At 48.3% G+C, this 23,374-nt stretch carries 22 protein-coding genes and 1 tRNA gene; 14 read left to right on the top strand and 9 right to left on the bottom strand.

Annotated elements, in window-relative coordinates:
* Positions 1–16 precede the first annotated feature (16 nt).
* The 3 genes from carA to CUJ83_RS06525 all read left to right on the top strand — a co-directional run bounded on the left by carA (position 17) and on the right by CUJ83_RS06525 (position 4,764).
* Positions 17–1,090, top strand: coding sequence for a glutamine-hydrolyzing carbamoyl-phosphate synthase small subunit (gene carA / locus CUJ83_RS06535; protein ID WP_230741483.1), 1,074 nt, complete (start codon positions 17–19; stop codon positions 1,088–1,090).
* Complete coding sequence (gene carB, locus CUJ83_RS06530; RefSeq protein WP_230741482.1) at positions 1,083–4,331, top strand: carbamoyl-phosphate synthase large subunit; 3,249 nt, start codon at positions 1,083–1,085, stop codon at positions 4,329–4,331. The genes carA and carB overlap by 8 nt, the downstream gene beginning before the upstream one ends.
* A 259-nt stretch (positions 4,332–4,590) precedes the next feature.
* Complete coding sequence (locus tag CUJ83_RS06525; protein WP_230741481.1) at positions 4,591–4,764, top strand: hypothetical protein; 174 nt, start codon at positions 4,591–4,593, stop codon at positions 4,762–4,764.
* A gap of 45 nt (positions 4,765–4,809) precedes the next feature.
* Here CUJ83_RS06525 and CUJ83_RS06520 read toward each other — a convergent pair whose 3' ends face one another.
* Entirely contained in the window at positions 4,810–5,688 is an 879-nt protein-coding gene (locus CUJ83_RS06520; RefSeq protein ID WP_230741480.1) for a DUF4097 family beta strand repeat-containing protein, read from the bottom strand.
* Between the two features lie 1,152 nt (positions 5,689–6,840).
* Here CUJ83_RS06520 and CUJ83_RS06515 point away from each other — a divergent pair.
* The 10 genes from CUJ83_RS06515 (at position 6,841) to CUJ83_RS06470 (ending at position 16,944) form a co-directional block, all read left to right on the top strand.
* Positions 6,841–8,025, top strand: coding sequence for an argininosuccinate synthase (locus CUJ83_RS06515; protein ID WP_230741566.1), 1,185 nt, complete (start codon positions 6,841–6,843; stop codon positions 8,023–8,025).
* Positions 8,026–8,135: 110 nt separating this feature from the next.
* On the top strand, positions 8,136–8,306 hold the full coding sequence (locus CUJ83_RS06510; protein ID WP_230741479.1) for an HVO_2753 family zinc finger protein: 171 nt from the start codon (positions 8,136–8,138) through the stop codon (positions 8,304–8,306).
* A 4-nt stretch (positions 8,307–8,310) separates the two neighbouring features.
* The gene (locus CUJ83_RS06505) at positions 8,311–8,580 is read left to right on the top strand and encodes an elongation factor 1-beta (protein ID WP_230741478.1); all 270 of its coding nucleotides are present in this window, start codon (positions 8,311–8,313) and stop codon (positions 8,578–8,580) included.
* Between the two features lie 122 nt (positions 8,581–8,702).
* Positions 8,703–8,774, top strand: a tRNA-Ala gene (locus tag CUJ83_RS06500).
* A 477-nt stretch (positions 8,775–9,251) separates the two neighbouring features.
* Positions 9,252–11,798, top strand: coding sequence for a lectin like domain-containing protein (locus tag CUJ83_RS06495; protein ID WP_230741477.1), 2,547 nt, complete (start codon positions 9,252–9,254; stop codon positions 11,796–11,798).
* Positions 11,799–11,805: 7 nt separating this feature from the next.
* Positions 11,806–12,720: an SdrD B-like domain-containing protein gene (locus tag CUJ83_RS15830; RefSeq protein ID WP_305067644.1), complete on the top strand. Its 915-nt coding sequence runs from the start codon at positions 11,806–11,808 to the stop codon at positions 12,718–12,720.
* A gap of 247 nt (positions 12,721–12,967) precedes the next feature.
* Positions 12,968–14,422, top strand: a complete 1,455-nt coding sequence (locus CUJ83_RS06485) for a Calx-beta domain-containing protein (RefSeq protein ID WP_230741476.1) — start codon at positions 12,968–12,970, stop codon at positions 14,420–14,422.
* A 212-nt stretch (positions 14,423–14,634) separates the two neighbouring features.
* Positions 14,635–15,225: a hypothetical protein gene (locus CUJ83_RS06480; protein WP_230741475.1), complete on the top strand. Its 591-nt coding sequence runs from the start codon at positions 14,635–14,637 to the stop codon at positions 15,223–15,225.
* Positions 15,226–15,393: 168 nt separating this feature from the next.
* On the top strand, positions 15,394–15,876 hold the full coding sequence (locus CUJ83_RS06475) for a hypothetical protein (RefSeq protein ID WP_230741474.1): 483 nt from the start codon (positions 15,394–15,396) through the stop codon (positions 15,874–15,876).
* A 117-nt stretch (positions 15,877–15,993) separates the two neighbouring features.
* The gene (locus CUJ83_RS06470; RefSeq protein WP_230741473.1) at positions 15,994–16,944 is read left to right on the top strand and encodes a hypothetical protein; all 951 of its coding nucleotides are present in this window, start codon (positions 15,994–15,996) and stop codon (positions 16,942–16,944) included.
* Positions 16,945–17,121: 177 nt separating this feature from the next.
* On the opposite strand, the gene hypD is transcribed toward CUJ83_RS06470, so the two are convergent.
* The 4 genes from hypD to CUJ83_RS06450 form a co-directional block, all read right to left on the bottom strand.
* Positions 17,122–18,183 (bottom strand): hydrogenase formation protein HypD, encoded by a 1,062-nt coding sequence (gene hypD / locus CUJ83_RS06465; RefSeq protein WP_369423889.1) that lies wholly within the window; start codon positions 18,181–18,183, stop codon positions 17,122–17,124.
* A gap of 1 nt (position 18,184) precedes the next feature.
* On the bottom strand, positions 18,185–19,093 hold the full coding sequence (gene nadA, locus CUJ83_RS06460; RefSeq protein WP_230741471.1) for a quinolinate synthase NadA: 909 nt from the start codon (positions 19,091–19,093) through the stop codon (positions 18,185–18,187).
* Positions 19,094–19,202: 109 nt separating this feature from the next.
* Entirely contained in the window at positions 19,203–19,820 is a 618-nt protein-coding gene (locus tag CUJ83_RS06455; protein ID WP_230741470.1) for a stage II sporulation protein M, read from the bottom strand.
* Between the two features lie 15 nt (positions 19,821–19,835).
* The gene (locus CUJ83_RS06450; protein ID WP_230741469.1) at positions 19,836–20,678 is read right to left on the bottom strand and encodes a DUF63 family protein; all 843 of its coding nucleotides are present in this window, start codon (positions 20,676–20,678) and stop codon (positions 19,836–19,838) included.
* Positions 20,679–20,701: 23 nt separating this feature from the next.
* Here CUJ83_RS06450 and CUJ83_RS06445 point away from each other — a divergent pair, with 23 nt between their 5' ends.
* Positions 20,702–21,775 carry an NAD(P)-dependent glycerol-1-phosphate dehydrogenase gene (locus CUJ83_RS06445; RefSeq protein WP_230741468.1) on the top strand — a complete coding sequence of 358 codons (1,074 nt, stop codon included), beginning with the start codon at positions 20,702–20,704 and terminating at the stop codon, positions 21,773–21,775.
* Here CUJ83_RS06445 and CUJ83_RS06440 read toward each other — a convergent pair.
* From CUJ83_RS06440 to CUJ83_RS06425, 4 genes are read right to left on the bottom strand one after another with little or no spacing between them, the layout of a single operon-like run.
* The gene (locus CUJ83_RS06440; protein WP_230741467.1) at positions 21,772–22,104 is read right to left on the bottom strand and encodes a DNA alkylation repair protein; all 333 of its coding nucleotides are present in this window, start codon (positions 22,102–22,104) and stop codon (positions 21,772–21,774) included. The genes CUJ83_RS06445 and CUJ83_RS06440 overlap by 4 nt on opposite strands.
* The gene (locus CUJ83_RS06435; protein WP_230741466.1) at positions 22,104–22,319 is read right to left on the bottom strand and encodes a hypothetical protein; all 216 of its coding nucleotides are present in this window, start codon (positions 22,317–22,319) and stop codon (positions 22,104–22,106) included. Before CUJ83_RS06435 ends, CUJ83_RS06440 begins: the two co-directional genes overlap by 1 nt.
* Before the next feature lie 18 nt (positions 22,320–22,337).
* A complete protein-coding gene (locus CUJ83_RS06430) occupies positions 22,338–22,535 on the bottom strand; it encodes a DNA alkylation repair protein (protein ID WP_230741465.1) in 198 nt (65 codons plus the stop codon).
* Positions 22,536–22,540: 5 nt separating this feature from the next.
* Positions 22,541–23,362 (bottom strand): alpha/beta fold hydrolase, encoded by an 822-nt coding sequence (locus CUJ83_RS06425; protein WP_230741464.1) that lies wholly within the window; start codon positions 23,360–23,362, stop codon positions 22,541–22,543.
* Positions 23,363–23,374 lie beyond the last annotated feature (12 nt).

Raw genomic sequence — 23,374 nt, 5'->3', positions numbered from 1 at the left:
TGTAGCAAAGGTATAAATGAAGGCAGTATTAGGATTGGAAGACGGGACCTATGTAGTAGGAGAGGGCTTCGGAAAGGAGGGCGTGACGTACGGTGAACTTGTTTTCGCGACACCGTATACGGGCTATGAAGAGGCCTTAACCGATCCGTCCTACAAGGGTCAGATCTTGTTATTTACGTATCCGCTCATAGGCAACTATGGAGTCAACGAGGCTAATTTTCAATCGAATGGCATCAAGGCGGAAGGCCTGGTCATTCGTGAAAGATGCGATAAGCCATCACATTATCTATCTCAAAAAACGCTTGAAGAATTCCTGGTAGACCAGAACACTTCCGGCATCTCGGATGTGGACACCCGTATGCTGACAATAAAGACGAGAAGGCACGGGACCATGCGCGCGGCCCTGATAGTCGGAAGCGACGACGGCGACAAGGCATGCGAGCTGGCGCGGAACCAGAAACCGAACCCCGGGCTCGTAGAGCAGGTGACCTGTAAGGAGCCGTATATGATAAAAGGCCGCGGCCCCAGGGTCGTCGTAATGGACTTCGGTGTAAAGCGCCAGATAATCCAGAACCTCGTAAAGAGGGACCTGGACGTCGCGGTAGTGCCGGCGAACACATCATGCGAAAAAATAATGGAATACGACCCGGACGCAATACTGCTTTCAAACGGGCCGGGAGACCCGCAGGACGCGAAGAACGGCATAGAGGTGACCAAAAAACTTTCCGGGCAGCTGCCAATATTCGGGATATGCCTGGGACACCAGATAGCGTCCCTCGCGCTCGGGGCGAACACATATAAGCTGAAATTCGGGCACAGAGGCGCTAACCAGCCCGTGATAGACCTCGAGACGAAAAAGGTGTATATCACAAGCCAGAACCACGGCTATGCGGTAGACCCGGAGACCATTGACGGCACCGGGATGGAGATCATACAGGTAAACGCTAACGACGGCACCGTCGAGGCTATGAAACACGACGAGCTTAAGTTATGGAGCGTGCAATACCACCCGGAGGCAAGCCCCGGGCCGCGCGACTCTAACTGGTTCTTCGATACGCTCGTTAAAAAGATAGGTGATTGGAATGCCTAAGAGACCCGACATAAAGAAAGTACTGCTGATCGGATCAGGCCCGATCCTCATCGGCCAGGCGGCCGAGTTCGATTTCTCAGGAAGCCAGGCTTGCCGCTCGCTCAGGGAAGAAGGAATCGAGGTAGTCCTCGTGAACTCTAACCCGGCGACCATCATGACCGACCCCGAAATGGCGGACTCGGTATACATAGAGCCTATCACACCCCAGGTAGTCGCCCAGATCATAGAGAAAGAGAGGCCGGACGGCATCATAGCAGGCCTCGGAGGCCAGACGGGCCTTAACATCACCAGCGAACTTGCGGAAATGGGCGTCCTGGAAAAGTATGGCGTTAAATTACTGGGCACTCCGCTTAAGGCGATATACGATACGGAGGACAGGGACAGGTTCAAGCATGCAATGGAATCCATCGGCGAAAAGGTGCCCAGATCCTACGCTTGCCATACCGTGGAAGAAGCCCTTAAGGTGGTCGACGTGCTCGGGCTACCGCTCATAATAAGGTCAGCGTTCACGCTGGGCGGTACGGGGAGCGGCGTTGCCCATACGATAGAAGAGCTCAAGGAGATCGCCGAGCTCGGCATCAAGCGCTCAAGGATAAAGCAGATACTCGTGGAGGAAAGCATCCTCGGATGGAAGGAGTTCGAGTATGAGGTCATGAGGGACTCTTACGATACCTGTATCACTATCTGTAACATGGAGAACTTCGACCCGATGGGCATCCATACGGGCGAGTCGATAGTGGTGACCCCGTCACAGACGCTGTCGGACGTAGACCACCAGACATTGAGGTCCGCAGCCATCAAGATCATACGTTCGCTCGGAATAGAGGGCGGATGCAACATACAGTTCGCATGGCGCAACAGCGAATACCGTATAGTTGAGGTCAACCCGAGAGTATCGAGGTCATCTGCGCTTGCGAGCAAGGCTACCGGCTATCCGATAGCCAGGATCGCCGCGAAGATAGCCATAGGCATGTCCCTTGATGAGATCCAGAATAAGGTCACGATGGAGACGCCGGCCTCGTTCGAGCCGACCATAGACTATATCGTGGCCAAGATCCCGAGATGGCCCTTCGATAAATTCAAGACCGCTGACAGGCACCTTGGAACGTCGATGAAATCGACCGGGGAGGTCATGGCGATAGGCAGGACGTTCGAGGAGGCTATCCAGAAAGCCCTTAATTCACTGGACATCAGCGAGTTCTGGGGATACGGGGACTGGTCAAAGGACGAGATGACCGACCTGCTGAAACGCCCCACCAACGAAAGGCTTTTCGTCATCTATAAGGCTCTCTTCACCGGGGCTTTCTCCGTTGGGGAGATAGCAGATCTTACTAACGTTGATCCGTGGTTCATCAATAAGATCCAGAACATCGTGGACATGGCAAAACAGCTCAAGTCCGGCGAATTGAATAAGGATACTCTCCTGAAGGCAAAGCGCATGGGCTTCACGGACGAGTGGATAGCAGAGCTTCGCGGGACGACCCCGGAAGAGATAGGCGATACCCGCCGTAAGATGGGCATCATCCCCACATATAAGATGGTGGATACGTGCGCTGCGGAGTTCGAAGCAAAGACGCCTTATTATTATTCTACTTATGAGCAGGAATGCGAGCTGGTCCCTTCGGATAAGAAAAAGGTCCTGATCATAGGCGCAGGCCCGATAAGGATAGGCCAGGGCATAGAGTTCGACTACTGTACTGTGCATGCCGTCCAGGCGCTAAGGGAGTCTGGAATAGAGGCCCACATCATTAACAATAACCCGGAGACCGTATCAACCGACTTTGATACGTCGGACAAGCTCTTCTTCGAGCCTATAACTCTAGAACACGTGATGAACATCATAGAGAAGGAGCGCCCATACGGCGTGATGGTCCAGTTCGGAGGCCAGACATCCGTAAACCTCGCGATACCCCTCCAGATGGAGCTTAACCGCCGCAAGGACATCGATACCGTCATCATAGGCACGAGCCCGGACGACATGAACATCGCCGAGGACAGGGATCTCTGGAGCAAGATGATGAAAGACATGGGTATCCTTCAGCCTGAAAGCGGCATCGCATATTCGCTCGATGAGGCAAAGGTTTGCGCAAACCGTATCGGATATCCGATCCTGGTAAGACCTTCATACGTGCTCGGAGGCAGGGCGATGGAGATCGTCTACGATGACGCCGACCTTGAAAGGTATATGACCGAGGCGGTAAAGGTAAGCAGAAAGCACCCCGTGCTGATAGATGACTTCCTGGAAAGTGCGGTAGAGATAGATGTCGACGCGGTGAGCGACGGGAAGAACGTGCTCATAGGCGCCGTAATGGAACACATAGAGGAGGCCGGCATTCACTCGGGCGACTCCGCATGCGTAATACCGCCGCAATCGTTATCGAAAGAGATACAGGATAGCGTCAGGGAGATAGTGAAAAAGATAGCCATATCGCTGCGTGTCATAGGATGTATGAACATACAGATGGCATATAAGGACGGCAAGGTGTTCGTTCTTGAGGCGAACCCGAGGTCATCTCGCACGATACCGTTCGTCAGCAAGGCTACAGGACTGCCTCTCGCAAAGATAGCAGCAAAGGCGATCATAGGATGCTCGCTAACTGACATGGGCTACACTGAAGAGCCCAAGCCGAAACATGTATCCGTTAAAGAAGTCGTGCTGCCCTTCGATAAGCTGCCCGGCGCCGACCCGATACTCGGCCCCGAGATGAAGTCCACAGGCGAGGTCATGGGCATCGATAAAGACTTCGGAAGGGCGTTCTTCAAGGCACAGGTCTCAGCGTTCAACACGCTGCCGCAGGAAGGTAAAGTTTTCATCTCGGTCAGGGATGCGGACAAGCCGGAAATGGTGAAGATAGCCCGCATACTGAGAGATAACGGGCTCGAGCTTCTGGGTACCCACGGCACCAAAGAGTATCTGGAGCTACACGGAATACCCGTGACGAAGCTTAATAAGGTACACGAGGGCGGCCTGAACGTCCTGGATCTTATCAGGCAGGGCAAAGTAAACCTTATCATCAACACGCCGACATCAAAGCTTGCCAGGAAGGACGGGTCCCGCATAAGGCGCTCGGCAGTGGATTATGAGATACCGTATGCTACGACCATACAGGCCGCGAGGGCCTCAGCGCTGGCGATCAACGCTATGGGCAAGAGCAAGATATCCATAAAATCCCTGAACGAATATCTCGGCATCGAAAATAAGGTGAAAGTAGCCCCGGTAACGGACTCTTCGAAAAACTGATCTTACCTGATGCGGCCGGGATGATACCGGCCATCAAATTTTTATTATCGTCTTCTTTTTCTAATATCCACTCTCTCGATGGATCCAATATCTATGCAGGCTCTATGCACATTTTCAAAATTAAAGTGCCATAAACCGCGGAAAAAACTAAAAAATCCTATCCTTACCGTTAATTTTTCAATTAAACAGGAAAAGATATGTACTCAAAGCGACAATTTAGTCTGTTAACAAAAGAATAAACGCTAAGGATGCTTACATAATGAACTTAATGAGAATACCGCTCGCGACAGTCATATTCATAGGCTCGATATTTCTACTGACTACTTATTTCAATGAAGCCGACAGTGTATTCGGGACAATAGGGGCATTCTTTTGTATAATAGGCCTTGTTTTCTCGTTCATGCTATATTCTAACCTGAATATAGTAAAATAGACATATACTATTTTAAAAAATTTAAAAAAATCGGTCCGGATATGATCAGTACATTATCCTGATATTGCCATTCGAAGTCCTGAGATATATTTCGAGACCGGTAGTGAACCCTTCAGTGTATCCTATGATATGGCTGTCCCTGTTGAACGTGACCGTCAATGGCATCTCATGATCTATATAGCCGTTCGAAGTATCCGCATCGATAGAGAAACTGGCGTTCTCCGGCATCCTTATGCTTATGCGGCCGTTAGAAGTGGTCGCTTCAAGGCGGCCCAAGGACTGCTTTGTGTCTATGTCAATAGCGCCGTTCGAGGTCTTAAAGTCCGCATCACCCGAATCATATTTTGCGTTGATGGCCCCGTTACTGGTGCTGACATCCAGTATGCCATAGCTGCCGCCCAGGATGTCGACTGCTCCATTGCTCGTTCCCGCTACAAGACTGCTTCCGTTAAACTCCCCGACAGTAATTCGGCCGTTAGAGGTCATCAGGTTTAGTTCGTACATGGCGTTTTCCGGCATATAAACGTAAACATCTGCACCGTACCTTCCTGTGAGGCCTGTGAAATCTTTGTTCACTTCGACATTAAGGTTCAGGGTGTCGTTCGTACCGGTGAATCGTATGTCCGAATCGATCTCGTCGAGACGGCCTTCAGGGGCCCTGATCTTGACCTTTACGTCGATGTTGCTTCCGTTGGTCTCCATCAGCTCCACATTACCGTTAAACGTGTACACGTCGATCGTCACATTATCCGCTACTGCATGGCTGCCCGCATCCTCTCTATAGTCCGTGGGGCCCTCCCAGCCATACTGGGGCCCTGGTATAGTACTTATCAGGCCGCAGAAAGCACATGCGCCTGACAGCACGACCAATACAAATAACAGGGCAATGATGCCCAGGGCCGCGAGTATCACTTTATCTATCATAATGATCTCTCCGTAAAGTCTCCAGGAACAGTCTATAAACCGCTCCGCCTGCCAGCAAAGCAAGCATATGTAACTTAGATGCTTACCGCCGTATAAAACTTTTTATTAAAAACCATCGATAAAAATCCCGAAAGGATAATCGTTAGAAAAGCCGGCGTTCATGTAAAATGTTAAAAACGGTCTATAAAAATACTGCTGATATTGGCTTTTCCATTGCAGGTGGTTCGTATGTGTGTATGGTCGTTTTTCGCTAAGTCCGTTTTTGGGATTTGGGAGGTATAATATGGTAATCGGACTTGATCGTGAGTGTATTGCGTGTAGACGCTTGCATTACCCGGGAGGAGGGATTTACGCCGGATGTCGCGGACGATAAAAAGCGACTTCCTGACGAGCCAGCATCATGAGTTCCGTAAAAGTAGGGATCTTCCACCTACAATCTTGGAGCCAATACCATGAAGTTTACGTATTTGGGGGCGTGCTTAGCGTATTAGACTGTTACGCGTTTTGCATCGGCCCTGATACGTCTTTTACCTTATGGCATATTTACTTTGTCCCTTTATTGCGGTATATTTGGTACGGACATTACTTGTTCCCGTTTTTAGGAGGTTTTTTGGTTTGAGTCTTGGTTTATGGAGTTCTGAAATGATTCAGTTTTTATGTACCCATGCGAACATGGATGGACCAGTAATAGAGTAATTAGTATATATAATTTTCCTTAAAACACGACTTTTAACGTAATATTTTTTAAAATTTTTCAGGATTCTAATTTTATATTAATATTATCCGTGAAAATTCAGTATACTTATCGAAATCAACATATACTACTACTAAAAATTATCCGTACGTAATAATGTCTCATTATGGGGCATTATTTAAAAATACGTATTTATTTGTGCTATTTTTTTATGCGCACGTTTATAATCGGATATTATTTTTGACCCTTTCTTATCTAATTATGATCGTATGGTCATGTACATTAAGACCAAAGCTGGAAATGGATGTATGGCCAGTCTTTACCTGAGAAAGATCTTTATTATCTTTTTTATGACCTGCGATCTTTTAACATTAACAAGCGTGTCATGAATGCTCTCGTTATATTCATCTATCCAAACCTTTATCTTCTTTTACAATATTTACGCTGTAGTGACGCCTATGGTGAAAAAAGCCGTATTAGCATATTCCGGAGGGCTTGACACCTCCGTTTGCATCCCGATACTCAAGGAGAATTATGGGTTCGACGAGGTCATCACCGTGACCGTCGATGTAGGACAGCCGAAGGAAGACATACAGACAGCCACAAAAAAGGCGAAGCTCATCTCGGACAAGCATTACACCATCGACGCGAAGGATGAGTTCGTCAACGATTACATATTCCCGATGATAAAAGCGAACGCCATGTACGAGGGCTACGTTATCGGTACCTCCATGGCAAGGCCTCTTATCGCCAAGAAGTGCGTAGAGGTCGCGATAAAGGAAAAAGCCAGCGCTTTCGCCCACGGATGTACTGGAAAAGGCAACGACCAGCTCCGTTTCGAGGCTATCTTCAGGACGACCGACCTGCCGGTAGTGGCCCCGATGAGAGAGATGAACCTGACACGCGAGTGGGAGATCGAATACGCCAAACAGCACAATATCCCCGTGGCGGCCACAAAGTCCAAGCCATGGAGCGTGGACGAGAACATCTGGTCAAGGAGCATAGAAGGCGGAAAGCTTGAGGACCCGTCCTATATCCCGCCCGAGGACATCTACGAGTGGACAACAGACCCTACAAAGGCCCCGGACAAGCCCGAGATCGTGGAGATCGGCTTTGAGAAAGGCGTGCCAGTATCGCTGAACGGTAAAAAGATGAAGGGCGTGAAGCTCATCACCGAGCTTCAAAAGATCGCGGGCAAGCACGGCGTCGGCCGCACTGACATGATGGAGGACCGCGTGCTCGGGCTCAAGGCAAGGGAGAACTATGAGCACCCCGCAGCAACCGTATTACTAACAGCGCACAGGGACCTTGAGAAGTTCTGCCTCACACGCGCCGAGCTGAAGTTCAAGGAAACGGTGGACTCCGCCTGGGCCGAGCTCGGATATATGGGACTCGTGGACGAGCCTCTGTTCGACGACCTTAACGCTTTCATAGACAGGACGCAGGAGCGCGTCAACGGTAAAGTCAAGGTAAAGCTCTATAAGGGTAGCTGCATTGTAGTCGGCCGTGAATCACCGACAGCTATGTACAGCGAAGAGCTCGTGTCCTTCGATGGAAAGACGCTCGACCAGAAGGACGCCGAAGGATACTGTAAGTTCCACGGCTTCCAGGCAAGGCTTTACAAAAAATTAATAAACAAGTAGTTCAATCACGAGTTCGGATATTTAAGGACAATGCTTATAATAGAGTTTGAGGTATTATACGCAAGTCACATTAAAGTCAAAATAATATCGTTACAAAAGGAGAGACAAAGATGACATCAAATGAAGTAGAATATTGCGTCTCATGCAATGTACGCCTGAGCGGCGAAGGCGCAGTCTCGTTCAAGTGCCCCAGCTGCGGAGCAGATATGGGCAGGTGCGGCAAGTGCAGGCAACAGTCTAACGCTTACGTTTGCAAGAAGTGTGGTTTCCAGGGGCCGTGATCTCATGGGAAGCGTCGCAGCCAAAATGAGGATAATGCCCGACAGCGCAGACCGCGACCTTGCCGGCATGCAGGAGAAGCTCAAGGCAGCTCTTCCCGCAGGCGCCGAACTCCAGGGCTTTGAGCTTAAGCCCATAGCATTCGGCTTAAAGGCGATAATGGCGACCGTGCTCGTAGGCGATGACGTCGGCGGGACCGAGGCAGTCGAAGAGACCTGGTCCAAAGTCGAGGGCGTCGAGAGCATAACCGTCGAAGAAGTCGGCAGGATCATCTAAATATAGTATTCATTCAGGGGATGAAGGCCCTCAGGACTTAAAACACCTGAAGGGCAAGCATCCATCTGCGCGAATGTTTTATATACTACAAGCGTTATTTTAAGTCTGAAAACAGATAATTTGGGCTCTTAACTCAGGGGTAGAGTGCTACGTTCGCAACGTAGATGCCGCGGGTTCAATTCCCGCAGGGTCCACTGCTTATTTTTCATGTTTAAATCACTTTTTACGGAAGAGCTTATGGTCTTTGTCTGAGCGAATGGCGATATTCAATATATTCCCTATTTTAAATAAGCATACGATTATATTATAATAATATTTTTATATATTTATTGTTATATTATAGGTTATACTATTAATTATTCTAATACTGCCGGTTGTCCTGTTTAACCGTCAAACAAGATCAAGGTGTCGATATGTTTAAAACAAATCTTATGCTGCGGTTTATTGGTGATTTGAATTCTCAAGACAAAAAAATTGAGATCAATAATGGATCACAAAAGAACAGAGATATTTTTTTGAAGCGCGGGAACTTGCACAATATTCGAATCGTGCGGCCATGCATCATACTTTTTGTGATCGTTGCGATAATGTTTGCGTCTATCGCTCCGGTATCCGCAAAATCGATAAATAATGAAGTAAATTCAGGGAAGCATATTACTTATAATTTAAAAATGGCACCTATCAACCCTGATCTGGTAAACTATCAAAACAATATCGAATCACAGGGACTGACCGCTGATACGAAACAACCGGGACTTATCGGGCTGACACCGCCTCTTGTAGACTTGAGCCATTTGACAGGCATGCAGATCTCGTCTCCGGCAACATATCCGTCTTATTTTGATCTACGTGATCTCGGGAGAGTCACCAGCGTTGGCGATCAGAAGACTGCAGGGAGCTGCTGGGCATATGCGAGCCTTGCATCGCTTGAGTCCACGCTACTGCCGGAAGAGAACTGGAATTTCTCCGAGAATAACGTAAAAAACCTGCTCTCAAGGAACTACACATGGGGATTTGATCGCGATGCTAACAGAGGAGGAACTCATTTTTTATCAACGGCATATTTAGCCAGATGGACAGGCCCTGTAAAAGAAGTCGAGGATCCTTATGACCCAAATGGATGGTTATCCCCGCAGGACATACCTGAAAGTAAACACGTCCAGGACGTTCTTTTCATACCGGATATGGCGGATGCCCTGGACCTGGACAATATCAAATGGGCCGTGTATAATTATGGGGGGATCTATACCACAATGTACATTGACGTTAACCTGTTACTCCCATATTACAATATATCGGCACACTCATACTATTACGACGGCAGAGAAAACCGGAACTACGGGAACCATGCAGTCATCATAGTAGGATGGGATGATTCGTATAGCAAGAATAATTTTAGGATCATTCCCCCGGGAGACGGCGCTTTCATAGTTAAGAACAGCTTCGGAGCCGGCTGGGGGGAGGGCGGCTTTGTATACATTTCATATTATGATACATATATCGGGACTGAAAATGCACTATTCCTCGGCGAGCCGGCAGATAATTACGATAATATCTACCAGTACGATCCTTTAGGCTGGACATGCCCTGTAGGCTATGAAGTATCCGGCGGCGGCATGGGATATAGCTCCGATACTGCCTGGTTCGCAAATGTTTTCACAGCAGACCCGAACCCGCCTTTAAGAGAGCAGATAGCTGCCGTTAGCTTTTACACTCCTCAGGTGAATAGCGAATATGAAATATATGTATTCCGCGGACCGGAATTAGAGGCCTCTAATGGCATACCGGAAGTTACCGGTCATTCCGCAGAAAAATCGGGTACCATTACTGCACCGGGATACCATACGATAAAACTCGATTCACCGATACCGCTGGCATCCGGCGAGGAATTTTCGATCGTGGTAAAACTTTGGACTCCTGACTATTACTATCCGATAGCGGTAGAGCGCAGGATCACAACCGCCGAGATCCCTGACGGGTACAGCAGTAAAGCGACTGCCGACCCGGGGCAAAGCTACATAAGCCCGGATGGAAGCGACTGGACAGACCTTACAGATCACAGCGGTTATGAAGAGGCTAATGTATGCCTTAAAGCCTTTACAGAATATTCCGCCGTCCAGGTCGGAAAACTACAGTACAGCTCATCGGCTTACGCTGTAAACGAATCCGATCACAATGCGACGATCACTGTAGTGCGGACCGATGGCAGCAGCGGCAAGGTTTCGGTACAGTATGCTACTACGACCGGAACGGCGACCTCGAACTCTGATTATATTCCTGCAAGCGGAACATTGTACTTCGGGAACGGCGAAACGTCAAAAAGTTTTAACGTAACTATCGTCGATGACAATAAAAAAGAAGACAGCGAAACAATAGGACTGACTTTAAGCGATCCCTCCGGAGGAGCGGTTTTAGGGTTAAAAGAAGCTACCATTACTATCAATGACAATGACGGTTTGCAGCCTCATATCGTATATGGCTATATATCTTATGGGGGTACACCGGTGAACGGGGCCATAGTGAACGGGGGAGGCGCCAGTACGGTCACCTCGCATAACCCCGATACAGGTCTTGACGGGTTTTACCAGCTTAATGTGTTAAAGGACATGACCATGCAGGTAGTCGCGACCTACGACGGAAAAACTGCAATGTCAAATAATTTCACGACGACAGGCGATAAGACCCGCGTCGATCTAAATATCATAAAGGATAGCAGGTTTAACATTTCGATGAAGTCCGGCTGGAACATGATCTCCATTCCTCTCGAGAACAATACCATATGGGCAAGTAATTTATCCGGGACCGGTGTAAGCAGCGTAGCGTCGTATAACCGTACGACCGGTTCGTACGACATGTTTCTGGTAGGTATCAGCCCTCCTCAGTACGATATTAATTTGAAGACCGATCACGGGTATTTCCTGTATTGCGACAGGGATACATGGCTGAATGTCACAGGCAAATTACCGGCAGGCAGGAGTATAGACATCTATCCGGACTGGAACATGATCGGCTGGAGCAATATGACCGGTTCGAACGCGCAGGCTGTCTGTCAGGGTCTCACCGATCATCAGACCATCGCAAGATACAATACCAGTAAGGCCTCGTTTGATATTTATCTTGAAGGGATAAGCCCGCCGGAGTTTAATTTTAATGTTGTGCCAGGAGAAGGTTACTTCGTATACTCGGAAGCGTCTGCGGTTAAAAAATTAATATTTTAGGTGATACATGCCCGATATTAGCAGAATATTAAAATCGATGCCGGTATTATTCTTTATCGTTATAGCGATAGCCGGCATTATAATGCCCCTTGCATCATCGCAATTATCCCGGCCTCATGCCGTCTATGGTTACGTGACGGTGAATGGGGAACCCACTGACGGCATATCGGTATCAGGTGGAGGCATGACTGCGACAACATTCTCTAACGGATATTACCAGCTAAACCTCGCCGAAGGAGCTACTATACAGGTAGTCGCCGGGTATGACGGTCATGTCGCATCCTCGGATACATTCACAACGTCCGGGGATAGGACGCGCAGGGACTTAAATATTCTAACGACAGGCACGGATCCTGCTCCTACGCCTGTTCCCTCGCCGACATCAACTCCGGACCCCGCTCAATATCCTGCGATAACGCCAACGCCAACTTCTACTCCGACTCCCGCTCCGACTCTGACCCCGACTTCTACTCCAACGCCCACTCCAACACCTACACCCGCTCCGACTCCTACTCCTACTCCTACTCCTACTCCGACTCTGACTCCTACTCCTACTCCTACTCCTACTCCCACTCCGACCTCCATCCCATCTAATAATCCTATGCAATCGCCCGATTGTGAACTGAAGGTACTGGTATATGTTGATGGCAACAAAGATCACGGGTTCGATGTAAATGAAACGCGCATGGCGAACGTATCCATAAGGCTGTATGATGATAGGGAACATCTTCTGGGATTGAACTTTACAGACCATAACGGGTTTTATAAATTCACGGGCCTTTACCCGGGAACATATATGCTCGCCGAAGACATTCCCGGGAACTATTATAATACGACTCCGGCCATAAGGACGATCTACCTTGATCCCGGCTCGGTTCATGGCGTATGTTTCGGAAATGCTGCCAATGATAGTCAAAGATAACTTACACGTATACTTCTTTTAATTTAATAGGATCTGACTGATCGAATTCAATATTTTTATGTTTTTTTTATAAAAAAGCCATCATTGTCACTACTTCAAAAATAAATCCGTAAATATGGGCGTTTTGATTTAATTTAAATTGATAATCGGTTGGTTAACAATACAAAATATTATAAATGTTTAATATATAATTTATTTATATATAATTTACAAATTATTAATTGATTGGTACATATGGAGGAAAATAATGTTTAGCTTACAAAGTGGAAAAGCCACGTTTGCTCTATTGATCGCATTTATCATTATAGTCAGCGTAACAGCACCAAATGCGATATCCATAGATATACCTCATGCCATCGTAGGGGTAATATCTGTAAATGGCGTGCCTACAAATGGTATAACGGTGACAGCATATATTTCCGGCGAAAGCCCCGTATCCTCAGTGACTCAATATAATCCGACGATGAGCACGGACGGATTTTATCAACTATCAGTAGGAAAAAATAAAGATGTATATGTCGAAGCCTCTTATAATGGTCATTCTGTAGCATCTGACACTTTCAAGGCAAATGGCGTAATGACCACGGTCGACCTTAATATAATAATCGAAACACATCCGGGGCAACTGGAATTCAGTTCGGCGTCCTATTCTGTGAATGAGGGCGACGGTAGTGCCATTATCACTGTGAAGCGTGTAAGCGGGAGTGACGGTACCGTTACCGTAGGCTGTTTAACTAGCGACGGTACTGCTTTTATGGGCTCCGATTATACTTACTGGAGCGGTACTCTGACTTTCGCTGATGGCGAGATAAGTAAGACCTTCAGCGTGAATATTCATGACGACTCTGACGATGAGGTCGATGAAACTGTTAACCTCGCTTTGAGTAATCCGACCGGGGGCGCAATTTTAGGTCTTAGTAACGCCGTCCTGACTATTATTGACAACGACGAGTTTATACCGACTCCGACTCCGACGCCGACTCCAACACCGACTCCAACACCGACGCCAACACCAACTCCGACTCCAACACCAACTCCGACTCCAACACCGACACCGACTCCAACACCGACACCGACTCCAACTCCGACTCCAACACCGACACCGACTCCAACACCGACACCGACGCCAACACCGACACCGACTCCAACACCGACTCCAACACCAACACCGACGCCAACACCAACACCGACGCCAACACCGACACCGACTCCAACACCGACACCGACGCCAACACCGACGCCGACGCCAACACCAACACCGACTCCAACACCGACACCGACGCCAACACCGACACCAACTCCAACACCGACGCCAACACCAACACCGACGCCAACACCAACACCGACGCCAACACCAACACCGACGCCAACACCAACACCGACGCCAACACCGACACCAACTCCGACTCCGACGCCAACTCCGACGCCTACTATAAACCCGATAACTACGCCAACTCCAACACCAAAGCCCACCTGTACATATAAGCCAACATGTACTCCGACTCCGGTTCCAACATGTACATATAAGCCTACATGCACTCCGGTTCCAACTTGCACAACGTATGGTCAATGTCCTTCCGATAGTATACCAGAATGTACTACGGTAGATGAGGCAGATTGTATGAATACGCCTCTAGCGACAGATTCGGAGTATGTTTGTGACCTGGACATGCAGGAAGGTCCCATGGACTCTGTAGAATAGAAATAAATTTTAAAGTAAAGCTTTTGAAGTCAATGATAGGGGGTTCCCCTATCATCCCTATCTTTTAAGATGACATTATCTCTTTTAAAAATTCATTTTATAAAAATATAAATAGTTATATATAAAATTATTATATGATAATAGCCCGGCTAATTATCCTTCGTATACTCAGATTTTGATAGAGTTCGAGTATTCAGGTTTGGGGGTATATAATGAGTGATTTAACAAGACTATTTTCAAGGCTTATTGCGATACTATTAACATTTTTGACCGTAGCATCGATCGCTGCGCCGTTATCCGCAGCACAGGTAACAAGGCCACATGCCGTATATGGATATGTGACTGTTGACGGTATCCCGGCGAGCGGCGTAACGGTATCCGGAGACGGGATTACTGTAACAACTTTAGATAACGGCTATTATCAGATCAATGTCTTCGAGGGTATCACGATGAAAGTCGTGGCGGCCTACGAAGGCTATACTGCCGGATCAGACACGTTCACAACTTCCGGTGATAGGACTCAAAAGGATCTGGGCATTGTGACCTCGGGATGGTCTTCTACTCATATTTCTGCTTCCATAGACAATTCTCCCGGTACTATCACAGCGATCCCGACTGTTATGGGGACTACGACATCATCCCCAGGGCCGGCTTCTCAGGGGACCGGATCAATAACTCCTTCACCTGGTTCATCTCCAGCATGGACAAAGACGGAAAATACGGGGCTGTATATGGTATCGGGAGTCCTGATATTGATGTTAGGAGGAATTCTGGCTTTCTGGTCATTCCGAAAGAATAAATAAAAGATCATTTCAGTCCTTTTTTTAATTTTATTCAAAATACTTTTCACCTAATTATACAACACTCTCATAAAAAGTTTAGATACTATCGAGTATTTTTTAAAAAGTCCTGTCTTAATTTAAAACATTATATCCTAAGTATTATATCATAATACCCTTATTGTAATCAGATTGGTGAAAATTATTCCGGAAGGTCACTATCGTAAGATATTGGTCATTATGGCGGCCCTTGTATTATTGTCGCTCCTGGCGATTTATGCCTGCCCGGTATGGTTGGACCAGGACCCGTGTAAGAGCGGTAATTGTAAATGTGTACCTATATTCCTTATCGCCCAGCGTCTTGATAATGAATCATTAAAAGTATGGGTAGCGGATAGCAGCCATAAGATATGCCAGCTCAGCGATGAGCCTTTTATCATGAAAATGTCTAAGGATGGATCTAATGACTTTATAGAGTTCTCAAACATGAGCGACATTAAAAGTAAGGGTTATAATGTCACAATAACTCCCGAAGAAGGGCTCTTCGCAGCGAAGGATTCATCAGCGGTGATCAAAGGTGAGGATATAAGAGGTATCATTCATATAGCATGTATCGGGTCCTATAAGAATGCGGGTAATGTGTGTGTATTAGAAGCGACGATCTCAATGGATTGACTCCTTCAGGCATGCAGGTATATTCCCGGGATACTTAATATACACAGTCTATAGGGTATATTTATAAGTATAATCGGACTTATTATAAGACTCGCTAAAAAAGAAGAGTGCGTTAATATGGCAAAGAATGTTAAAAACTCGTCAAAAGGCTCTCCGAAGAAAGGCTCCAAATCCAACGGTAACTGGAAAAAGAAGGTCCTGCCGTTGTTCCTGGCAGCCATTATGCTCATATCTATATTTGCTTATGCCGGTTCATCTTTACTCCGTGGCAATGAAAGCCGGAATATTGTGCTTGAGAAAGATTTTAACAGTTTGACCGACGGCCTGAAACTGCTGCCCTCGAACGCCAAATATGTGCGCTATGTAGACCTCGGTGCCAATGAACCGATAGCAGCGTGGGCTTACCAAAACCTGTCCCAGAGCATGCCTTATCCCGGCGATTTTAACGCTTATCCTAAAAAGGACCTTGTCGCGGACTTCCCCAAGAACACGTTCGGTAACTTCACAGAACAGTTCGTTTCCATCACCGACTTCGGCCGCGGCGACCTGAAAATGACCTATAACATGACCGAATATGCCGGTATGCAGATATGCAAGGTCAATGAGAAGTATTACTTCACCCCGGGAACGAACCCTGTAGTGAGCGGCAGGATAGAGGTCGTGGATGACGTGCTGGACACGATGAACGGCGTTAGTCAAGGGTCTTCCTACGACAAATACTCGGACCTGTTCGAGCAGCTAAAAGGATACCCGGTAGACGTGAAGAAGGCAAAACTGGCAGCCGTAGGCACTGGCAGTAAGATCAATATCACGGATAAGTACTTTGCAGGCATAACCCCTGAGGGTGATACGTACCGTTACAACGTGGTCTTACACCTGTCACAGTCATTCAACGAGACCGAAAGATCTCAGATGAAGGACGCATGGGAAAAGTCGGCGTTATTCTACTACGGCTTCGACTATTTCAACGTGAACTTCAAGGATGACTACCTCGTCATAGACGCAAGCGGCTCGCTGGATACCTGCATCAGGGACATGACTGGCGTATGGGGATTCTTATACTCGTAAGATCCCTTTCCTTCTTTATTTTTCATATCCTGGTCTGTGGTTTATGCTGGCTGTTTTACACTTTTAGTGTTCTCAGTATGCCTTTCTGTCGCCGGCTATCAAATATGCCTGATAAGCAATTCACTATGCTCAGAAAAAAGAACTTTTTTAAATTAAAAGTAAAAGGGTAAAGGAGATTTACTCCTTCACTACTTTATGCGCCTTACCGTAGGTGAACCATATCCTGCATGCGCCTTCAGAGGACACCATGCATGCACCCACTGGCTTAAGGGGCTTACATGCCTTACCGAAAAGCTTGCAGTCTGTCGGGTCCCTTATTCCGCGCAGGATCTCGTTACAGAGGCATCCGGTCTCTTTCTTTACCTCTTTAAGCTCGATGTTGTACTTTTTAAGGGCGTCAAACTTCTCATACTGGGGCTTTAGCTTGTAGCCGGAGTCCGGTATGACCGGGAATCCTCTCCACATTATGTCGCAGACGTCGAATACCTCTTCCATCATCTTAAGTGCCTTCTGGTTACCCTGGCACCTGACGGCACGAGTATATGCGTTCTCGACCTCGGCTCTCCCTTCGACTACTTGCTTTACGAGCATGTACAGGCCGTAAAGTATTTCCAGCGGCTCGAATCCCGCGATGACCTGAGGCACCGGGAACTGCTCATAATCATGGCTTCCCGCGATAGTGCAGACATGTCCCGGAAGCAGGAAACCGTGAAGCTTTGCCTCTCCCTGCTGCATGAGCCACTTCATCGCCGGAGGGACAAGCCTGTGCGATACTATCATGGAAAAGTTCTCGGGCGGGCCGTCCAGGACTATGGCCGCAGTGGTAGGGGCGGTCGTCTCGAACCCTACTGCCATGAACACTACTTCTTTCGATGGGTTCTGCCTGGCGATGTCTACCGACTGAGATATGCTCTGCACGATGTGGATATCGCCTACAGTGTCATATAAGGACGATTTAGTCCCCGGGACTCTTAAAAGGTCTCCATATGTACAGATCACCTTTCCCTGTTCTGCGAGCTCCACTATGGCGTCGATCTCTGCCTGCGGCGTGACGCACACAGGGCATCCCGGCCCCATGACGACTTTCACGTTAGGCGGCAGCAGCGACCTTATGCCGCTCTTCGTTATGGCATACTCGTGAGTGCCGCAAACGTGCATGATCTTGATGTCTTTCCCTGCCGCCAGCTTATCTATCTTCGCGGCAAGGCTTTTGGCTATTTGCTCCTGGTCTACGGGCATATTACCTGTCTCCTCGTCCAACTTCTAACATTCTATCTAGGGCTCTTTTCGCTTTAATGCGAATATCTTCCGGAACTTTGATCACCGTTTTCATATCCCGCAGGCTGTCCCTTACCGTTTCCAGGGTGTTGACCTTCATGTTGGGGCAGACGACGAAATCCGATATCGGGTAAAAGTTCCGTCCGGGGTTTTCCTTTTTAAGGCGATGGATCATGCCGATCTCAGTACCGACTATTATATCCTTGCTCGTGGCGCGTGCATATTTTAGCATGCCGTCCGTCGAGAACGCTCCGTCGGCCAGTTCGATGACCTCTTTTCTGCATTCCGGATGCACGATCACATCGGCGCCGGGGTGCTTTGCCTTTGCCTCGAGCACATCGCCCGCGGTTATCTGGTGATGCGTGGGGCAAAAACCATGCCAGGGGTAGATCTTCTTTGATGTGAACCTCTGGGTATAGTTTGCCAGGTTCTGGTCCGGGACAAAAATGACCTCGTCCTCTTCCAGCGAGTTCACCACCTGTATCGAATTAGAGGAGGTGCAGCAAACATCGCTTTCCGCTTTTATCGCGGCGGACGAGTTCACATAGCAGACAACTGCGGCGTCAGGATGCTCTTTCTTGAACAATTGCAGCTCAAGCGGGGTTATCATATCCGCCATCGGGCAGCCTGCCTCAGGCCTTGGCAGCAGCACGGTCTTATCGGGATTAAGTATAGCGGCGGACTCTCCCATAAAGTCCACGCCGCAAAAAACGATAACATCGGCATCGACTTCGACGGCCTTCTTGCTCAGGCCAAGGGAATCTCCCGTATAGTCGGCGATGTCCTGAACTTCGCCCCTCTGGTAGTTATGGGCGAGTATCACGGCATTTCTCTCTTTTTTTAATGTTAATATCTCATCTATAAGGCTCATACAGCATCATTACTTTAATCCTTAAAATTGTGGAATATCCTTTTACGTTTTATTTATTAAAACTATCTCAAACGGTCATAATAAATTAAATATTTTTGGACAGCGCAGGTTATACGCCGCCAAATATCAGGTATAAAAGAGTCCCGGTTATGAACGTCTCGACGAAGGCCGCCACGAAAAGTAACGGCGCTACCCAGAAAATGAATATGAGGAAAGCCTTCTTTACCTCCTCCAGGATGTCCACGTCGCGCTTCATGATCAAGCCCACGAGGGCATATCCCAGCTTAAGGCCCATCGCTGTCGCGATAAATACCATCGTCAGTTCGATGATGCCGTGCGGTAATATGCCTACGGTGACGAATAACAGCCCTTTTTCCAGCGCGGTGGCTCCCACCACGATGCCGATACCGAACCCGTTAGCGATCATGAACAGTATGGGCGCTATGCCGAAAAAGATGCCGAACACCAGCACCAGGAAACATTTAACGGCGTTGTTCACGAATATCCCCCACATCAATCCCAGAGGCGTAAGCTCTTTCATGGGGGAGACCTGCTCTTCGAAACCGGAAACTAACTCTTCCGTGAATCCCGGCGATGTTACCGAAACAGCGTAACCTATCACCGCGAAGAACATGAAGATAATGATCGACGCGAATATGAACATCCTTATGTCATAGACATAGTTCAGGAAGTCCCTGAACCCCGGTATCTTGATATTTAATGCCATCCTTAAGCTTCTCCGCTATATGAACGTAAGCTCGAGCGTGTTCCTGATGCCCGGGCCGAAGCCCAGCACGAGCAGCGCGAACTTAAGCATATAGTACATTTGTTTATCATCATAAAAATATTTTTCAATTATATATATCACTGGTATGAATACCGCCAGCTTTAGAGCGTACATCACAAACGCGGTATTCGTAAACCCTATGAAGAATAGCGGCACGACGTGCTTCTCCGCAAACCCGGTAATGATATCTATCGCGGTGAACGTGGACGAGGCGTCGAACATGTGGGCGAACAGGATGGCTACGTTCAGCGGCATGGTCAGGAACTCAAGCTTAAAGTGCCTGGCTATGAGGTATACGATACCTGTAAACGTGAACGCGAGCGAGAATATGACTATCGGGACCCACCACCAGGCGTTCGCTTCTTTTGTGGATAGTATGCCTAGTATCAGCACGATGCCTGCGACACCCGCGGCGAAGAAAGGCTTTGCGTAGTCCTTTATTATGCCTTTCCTTTCCATCACTATGAAAGTGATAAGCAATCCCGCGGTGATAAAGAACGCCAGGAAGTATACGAGTGGCGTGATGAACATATAGCTCAGTGGCGGAGTCAAAATCTTAACATCTTCAACGACACGGAGTGAGGCTCCTAAAAGTATATAGGGGGATGTAGCGAAAACTAATCGTTCATCTATGTTGACCTTAAGTATCGCCATTAACTTTAATATCGCAAAAAGGCTAATACCTAGGATTAAAGCATAGGTAAGAGTATTAACTATATTATAACCGTCACCATATAGAATAGGGTCGATATAGTACCGGTTGATGAAAGAGCCAATGTCAAATTCCAAGTTTTTCACCTTGGGGTGTTATTACGAGCAATATGAACATAAATGTATCTAAACACAGCGAAAAATGGATGCAATTGCCCAGGAATGTCATCGCAGGCCCGGGCGCCATTGACAGCGTGGGCGGTATCTGCCAGAGTATGCGCCTCAAGGGGAGATCGTTGATAGTTACCGGTAAGAACACAAAAAAGATAGCCGGGGATATTGCCGCGGAGAGCCTCAGGGCCAGCGGCTATGATGTGGATTTCGTCATCGTAGAGAACGCTACTATCGATAACGTCGATAATGCTAAAGCCGTCGCGAAGGAAGTCAACGCTGACTTCCTTGTGGGAGTGGGCGGCGGAAAATCGATAGACATCGCCAAGCTCGCCTCGACTCAGCTGGACACTCATTTCCTGAGCCTTCCGACCGCGGCGTCCCACGATGGAATAGCCTCATCCCGCGCGTCCATCATCAAGAACGGGGAGACCGTTTCGATACAGGCCGAGGCTCCTTTATGTGTCATCGCGGACACCAGCATTATAATGAAATCCCCTTACAGGCTGCTGGCCGCAGGGTGCGGGGACATTATCTCAAACTATACAGCGGTAAAGGACTGGAGGCTCGCATCAAAGCTCAGGAACGTATACATATCCGAATATGCTATCGCCCTGTCCGAGATGACAGCACAGATGGTGCTGGAATCCGCGAGCCTGATAAAGCCGGGGCTTGAGGAGTCGGTAAGGCTTGTGGTAAAAGCCCTGGTCTCGTCAAGCGTCGCAATGAGCATAGCAGGCTCCTCGGCGCCGGCGAGCGGAAGCGAGCATAAGTTCTCGCACGTGCTCGACAGGATCGCCCCAAAGCCAGCGCTCCACGGAGAGCAGTGCGGCGTTGGAACCATCATGATGATGTACCTGCATGACGGCGACTGGCAGAGCATACGCGACGCGCTCAAAAAGATAGGCGCACCCACAACCGCAAAAGATCTCGGGATCGATGACGAGTATATCATCCGGGCTCTTACGGAGGCACACAATGTGAGGCCGGAGAGGTACACGATTCTTGGCGACACGGGCATAACCTACGAGGCAGCGGTCAACGTCGCGCTGGCCACAAAGGTTATCAGCTAATTCTTTTTACCGGCTTTCTTAAGCCTAGCCTTATTTTCAGGCGTCATTTTTTCTGTGGCATACTGGAAAATAAGTCTCGGCGAGGAATCTTTCCACACGAGCAGGAACGATTCTACCTGTACAGGATATTTTTTCCATGTCTCTCTCAGGAACCATCCAAGGCCTTGATGCACAACTCTCTCTTTATCCATCATCATAGGCCTGATGAAATCGAGGAGCTGCACCGGGTCTTCTACTGTCTTCAACAATTTTATCATGGCCACCGGGACCGCCCTTCTCTTCCATTTTGAAGCGTCATATCTCCATGACGACATGTCGGTGTAGGGCATTATACCGTCGGGGAAAACCTCGATAATACTTCGCTGCAGAGAACGTCCGTATGTCCCCAGTTCCTTATCCCTGATGAAAGCCATCCTCCCGGGCGCTGAAAAGTCTCCCCGGTATACTGCTCCCCGAACTGCTTCGCGAAATGTATCGAGAAAGAAGCCTCCTCGTATTTACCGCTTTCCAGCAGCAATTCCCCCAGGCTCAGGAACCCGTCCATGTCGAGTTTGTCACTATATTAGTCTAAAAAATTTGTCTTATATTCATCCCGGACACTCTGACTAATCCCGTAAGCGTCATAGCCTTCTTTGAAATATCTGGCGTACTTTGCTGCCTGCTCTCCATCGGCGTTCTCTCTGCAAAACGCCCTTATTTCCTCTAAAATGGCCTGCAGTTCATTATTATCGTTATTCTTTCCTTTCCCGCTCCCCGTCATATGGATCACCCTTGCTCGTCTACCCTGTCCAGCCATTCGTTCACCAGTTCCTCGAATAGTCTCTGCTGCTCTATCTGAAGATTATGTCCCGCCCTGTCCAGCACTGCGAAAGTGCCCCGGGGATAGTTCTCGATGATCTTCCACCCGTTGCGATATCCGACGGCCGAGTCCTGCCTTCCCATGAGTATGAGGGCCGGCTTCTCGAACGGCCGGGATATCCTGTCGACATCGAATGAAAATCCGTATCCTTGCTTCTGGAAAAAGGCCAGGAAGTCTTCGTCGGCGGATATGATCCCGGGCATGACGTCCCGCTTGAACTTTTCAAATATCCCGGGCGACTGTACTACGGCCATAGCGCAGAACTCTTTGGCTTCCAGGGGGTCCATATCCGCTATAAGTTCCGTATCTCTCACCAGCACGGTCCGCTGCGGAAGGTCCCGGTGAATACGAAGAGGCTCTATCAGGGGACATATCAATAACAGGCCGCCTATCCTGTCCATTGACTTATATACAAGGCCTCTTGACAGGTAGCCGCCGTATGACTCTCCGGCTACCAGAAAGTTTTGCCCTGGAATGATCCTGTCGATGAACTTCAAGACAATGTCCAGCATTATATCTGAATTCTTCACGCGAGGGTCACTCTTTGTCTCGCCCATGCCCGGAAGGTCAAAATAGATGCGCTTCCATCCCGGCCTGTTCTTAAATATGGGTTCCATGCACCCTTTCATGAGATGGCGGTCCACACCATATCCATGTATCATCAGAACGGGCTTTCCATCCCCATATATCTCGTAATGGACGGGTATCCCTTCTATCTCACAAAACATTTTATCATCCGG

The organism is Methanooceanicella nereidis (assembly GCF_021023085.1).
In the GTDB taxonomy this organism is placed as follows: domain Archaea; phylum Halobacteriota; class Methanocellia; order Methanocellales; family Methanocellaceae; genus Methanooceanicella; species Methanooceanicella nereidis.
This window is presented reverse-complemented; position numbering and strand designations above follow the sequence as displayed.

Bases quoted from the DNA above. Each gene is read 5' to 3' on its own strand.
- carA (WP_230741483.1), top strand. From the start codon at position 17: ATGAAGGCAGTATTAGGATTGGAAGACGGGACCTATGTAGTAGGAGAG.
- carB (WP_230741482.1), top strand. From the start codon at position 1,083: ATGCCTAAGAGACCCGACATAAAGAAAGTACTGCTGATCGGATCAGGC.
- CUJ83_RS06525 (WP_230741481.1), top strand. From the start codon at position 4,591: ATGAACTTAATGAGAATACCGCTCGCGACAGTCATATTCATAGGCTCG.
- CUJ83_RS06520 (WP_230741480.1), bottom strand. From the start codon at position 5,688: ATGATAGATAAAGTGATACTCGCGGCCCTGGGCATCATTGCCCTGTTA.
- CUJ83_RS06515 (WP_230741566.1), top strand. From the start codon at position 6,841: ATGGTGAAAAAAGCCGTATTAGCATATTCCGGAGGGCTTGACACCTCC.
- CUJ83_RS06510 (WP_230741479.1), top strand. From the start codon at position 8,136: ATGACATCAAATGAAGTAGAATATTGCGTCTCATGCAATGTACGCCTG.
- CUJ83_RS06505 (WP_230741478.1), top strand. From the start codon at position 8,311: ATGGGAAGCGTCGCAGCCAAAATGAGGATAATGCCCGACAGCGCAGAC.
- CUJ83_RS06495 (WP_230741477.1), top strand. From the start codon at position 9,252: ATGGCACCTATCAACCCTGATCTGGTAAACTATCAAAACAATATCGAA.
- CUJ83_RS15830 (WP_305067644.1), top strand. From the start codon at position 11,806: ATGCCCGATATTAGCAGAATATTAAAATCGATGCCGGTATTATTCTTT.
- CUJ83_RS06485 (WP_230741476.1), top strand. From the start codon at position 12,968: ATGTTTAGCTTACAAAGTGGAAAAGCCACGTTTGCTCTATTGATCGCA.
- CUJ83_RS06480 (WP_230741475.1), top strand. From the start codon at position 14,635: ATGAGTGATTTAACAAGACTATTTTCAAGGCTTATTGCGATACTATTA.
- CUJ83_RS06470 (WP_230741473.1), top strand. From the start codon at position 15,994: ATGGCAAAGAATGTTAAAAACTCGTCAAAAGGCTCTCCGAAGAAAGGC.
- hypD (WP_369423889.1), bottom strand. From the start codon at position 18,183: ATGCCCGTAGACCAGGAGCAAATAGCCAAAAGCCTTGCCGCGAAGATA.
- nadA (WP_230741471.1), bottom strand. From the start codon at position 19,093: ATGAGCCTTATAGATGAGATATTAACATTAAAAAAAGAGAGAAATGCC.
- CUJ83_RS06455 (WP_230741470.1), bottom strand. From the start codon at position 19,820: ATGGCATTAAATATCAAGATACCGGGGTTCAGGGACTTCCTGAACTAT.
- CUJ83_RS06445 (WP_230741468.1), top strand. From the start codon at position 20,702: ATGAACATAAATGTATCTAAACACAGCGAAAAATGGATGCAATTGCCC.
- CUJ83_RS06440 (WP_230741467.1), bottom strand. From the start codon at position 22,104: ATGCCCTACACCGACATGTCGTCATGGAGATATGACGCTTCAAAATGG.
- CUJ83_RS06435 (WP_230741466.1), bottom strand. From the start codon at position 22,319: ATGGACGGGTTCCTGAGCCTGGGGGAATTGCTGCTGGAAAGCGGTAAA.
- CUJ83_RS06430 (WP_230741465.1), bottom strand. From the start codon at position 22,535: ATGACGGGGAGCGGGAAAGGAAAGAATAACGATAATAATGAACTGCAG.
- CUJ83_RS06425 (WP_230741464.1), bottom strand. From the start codon at position 23,362: ATGTTTTGTGAGATAGAAGGGATACCCGTCCATTACGAGATATATGGG.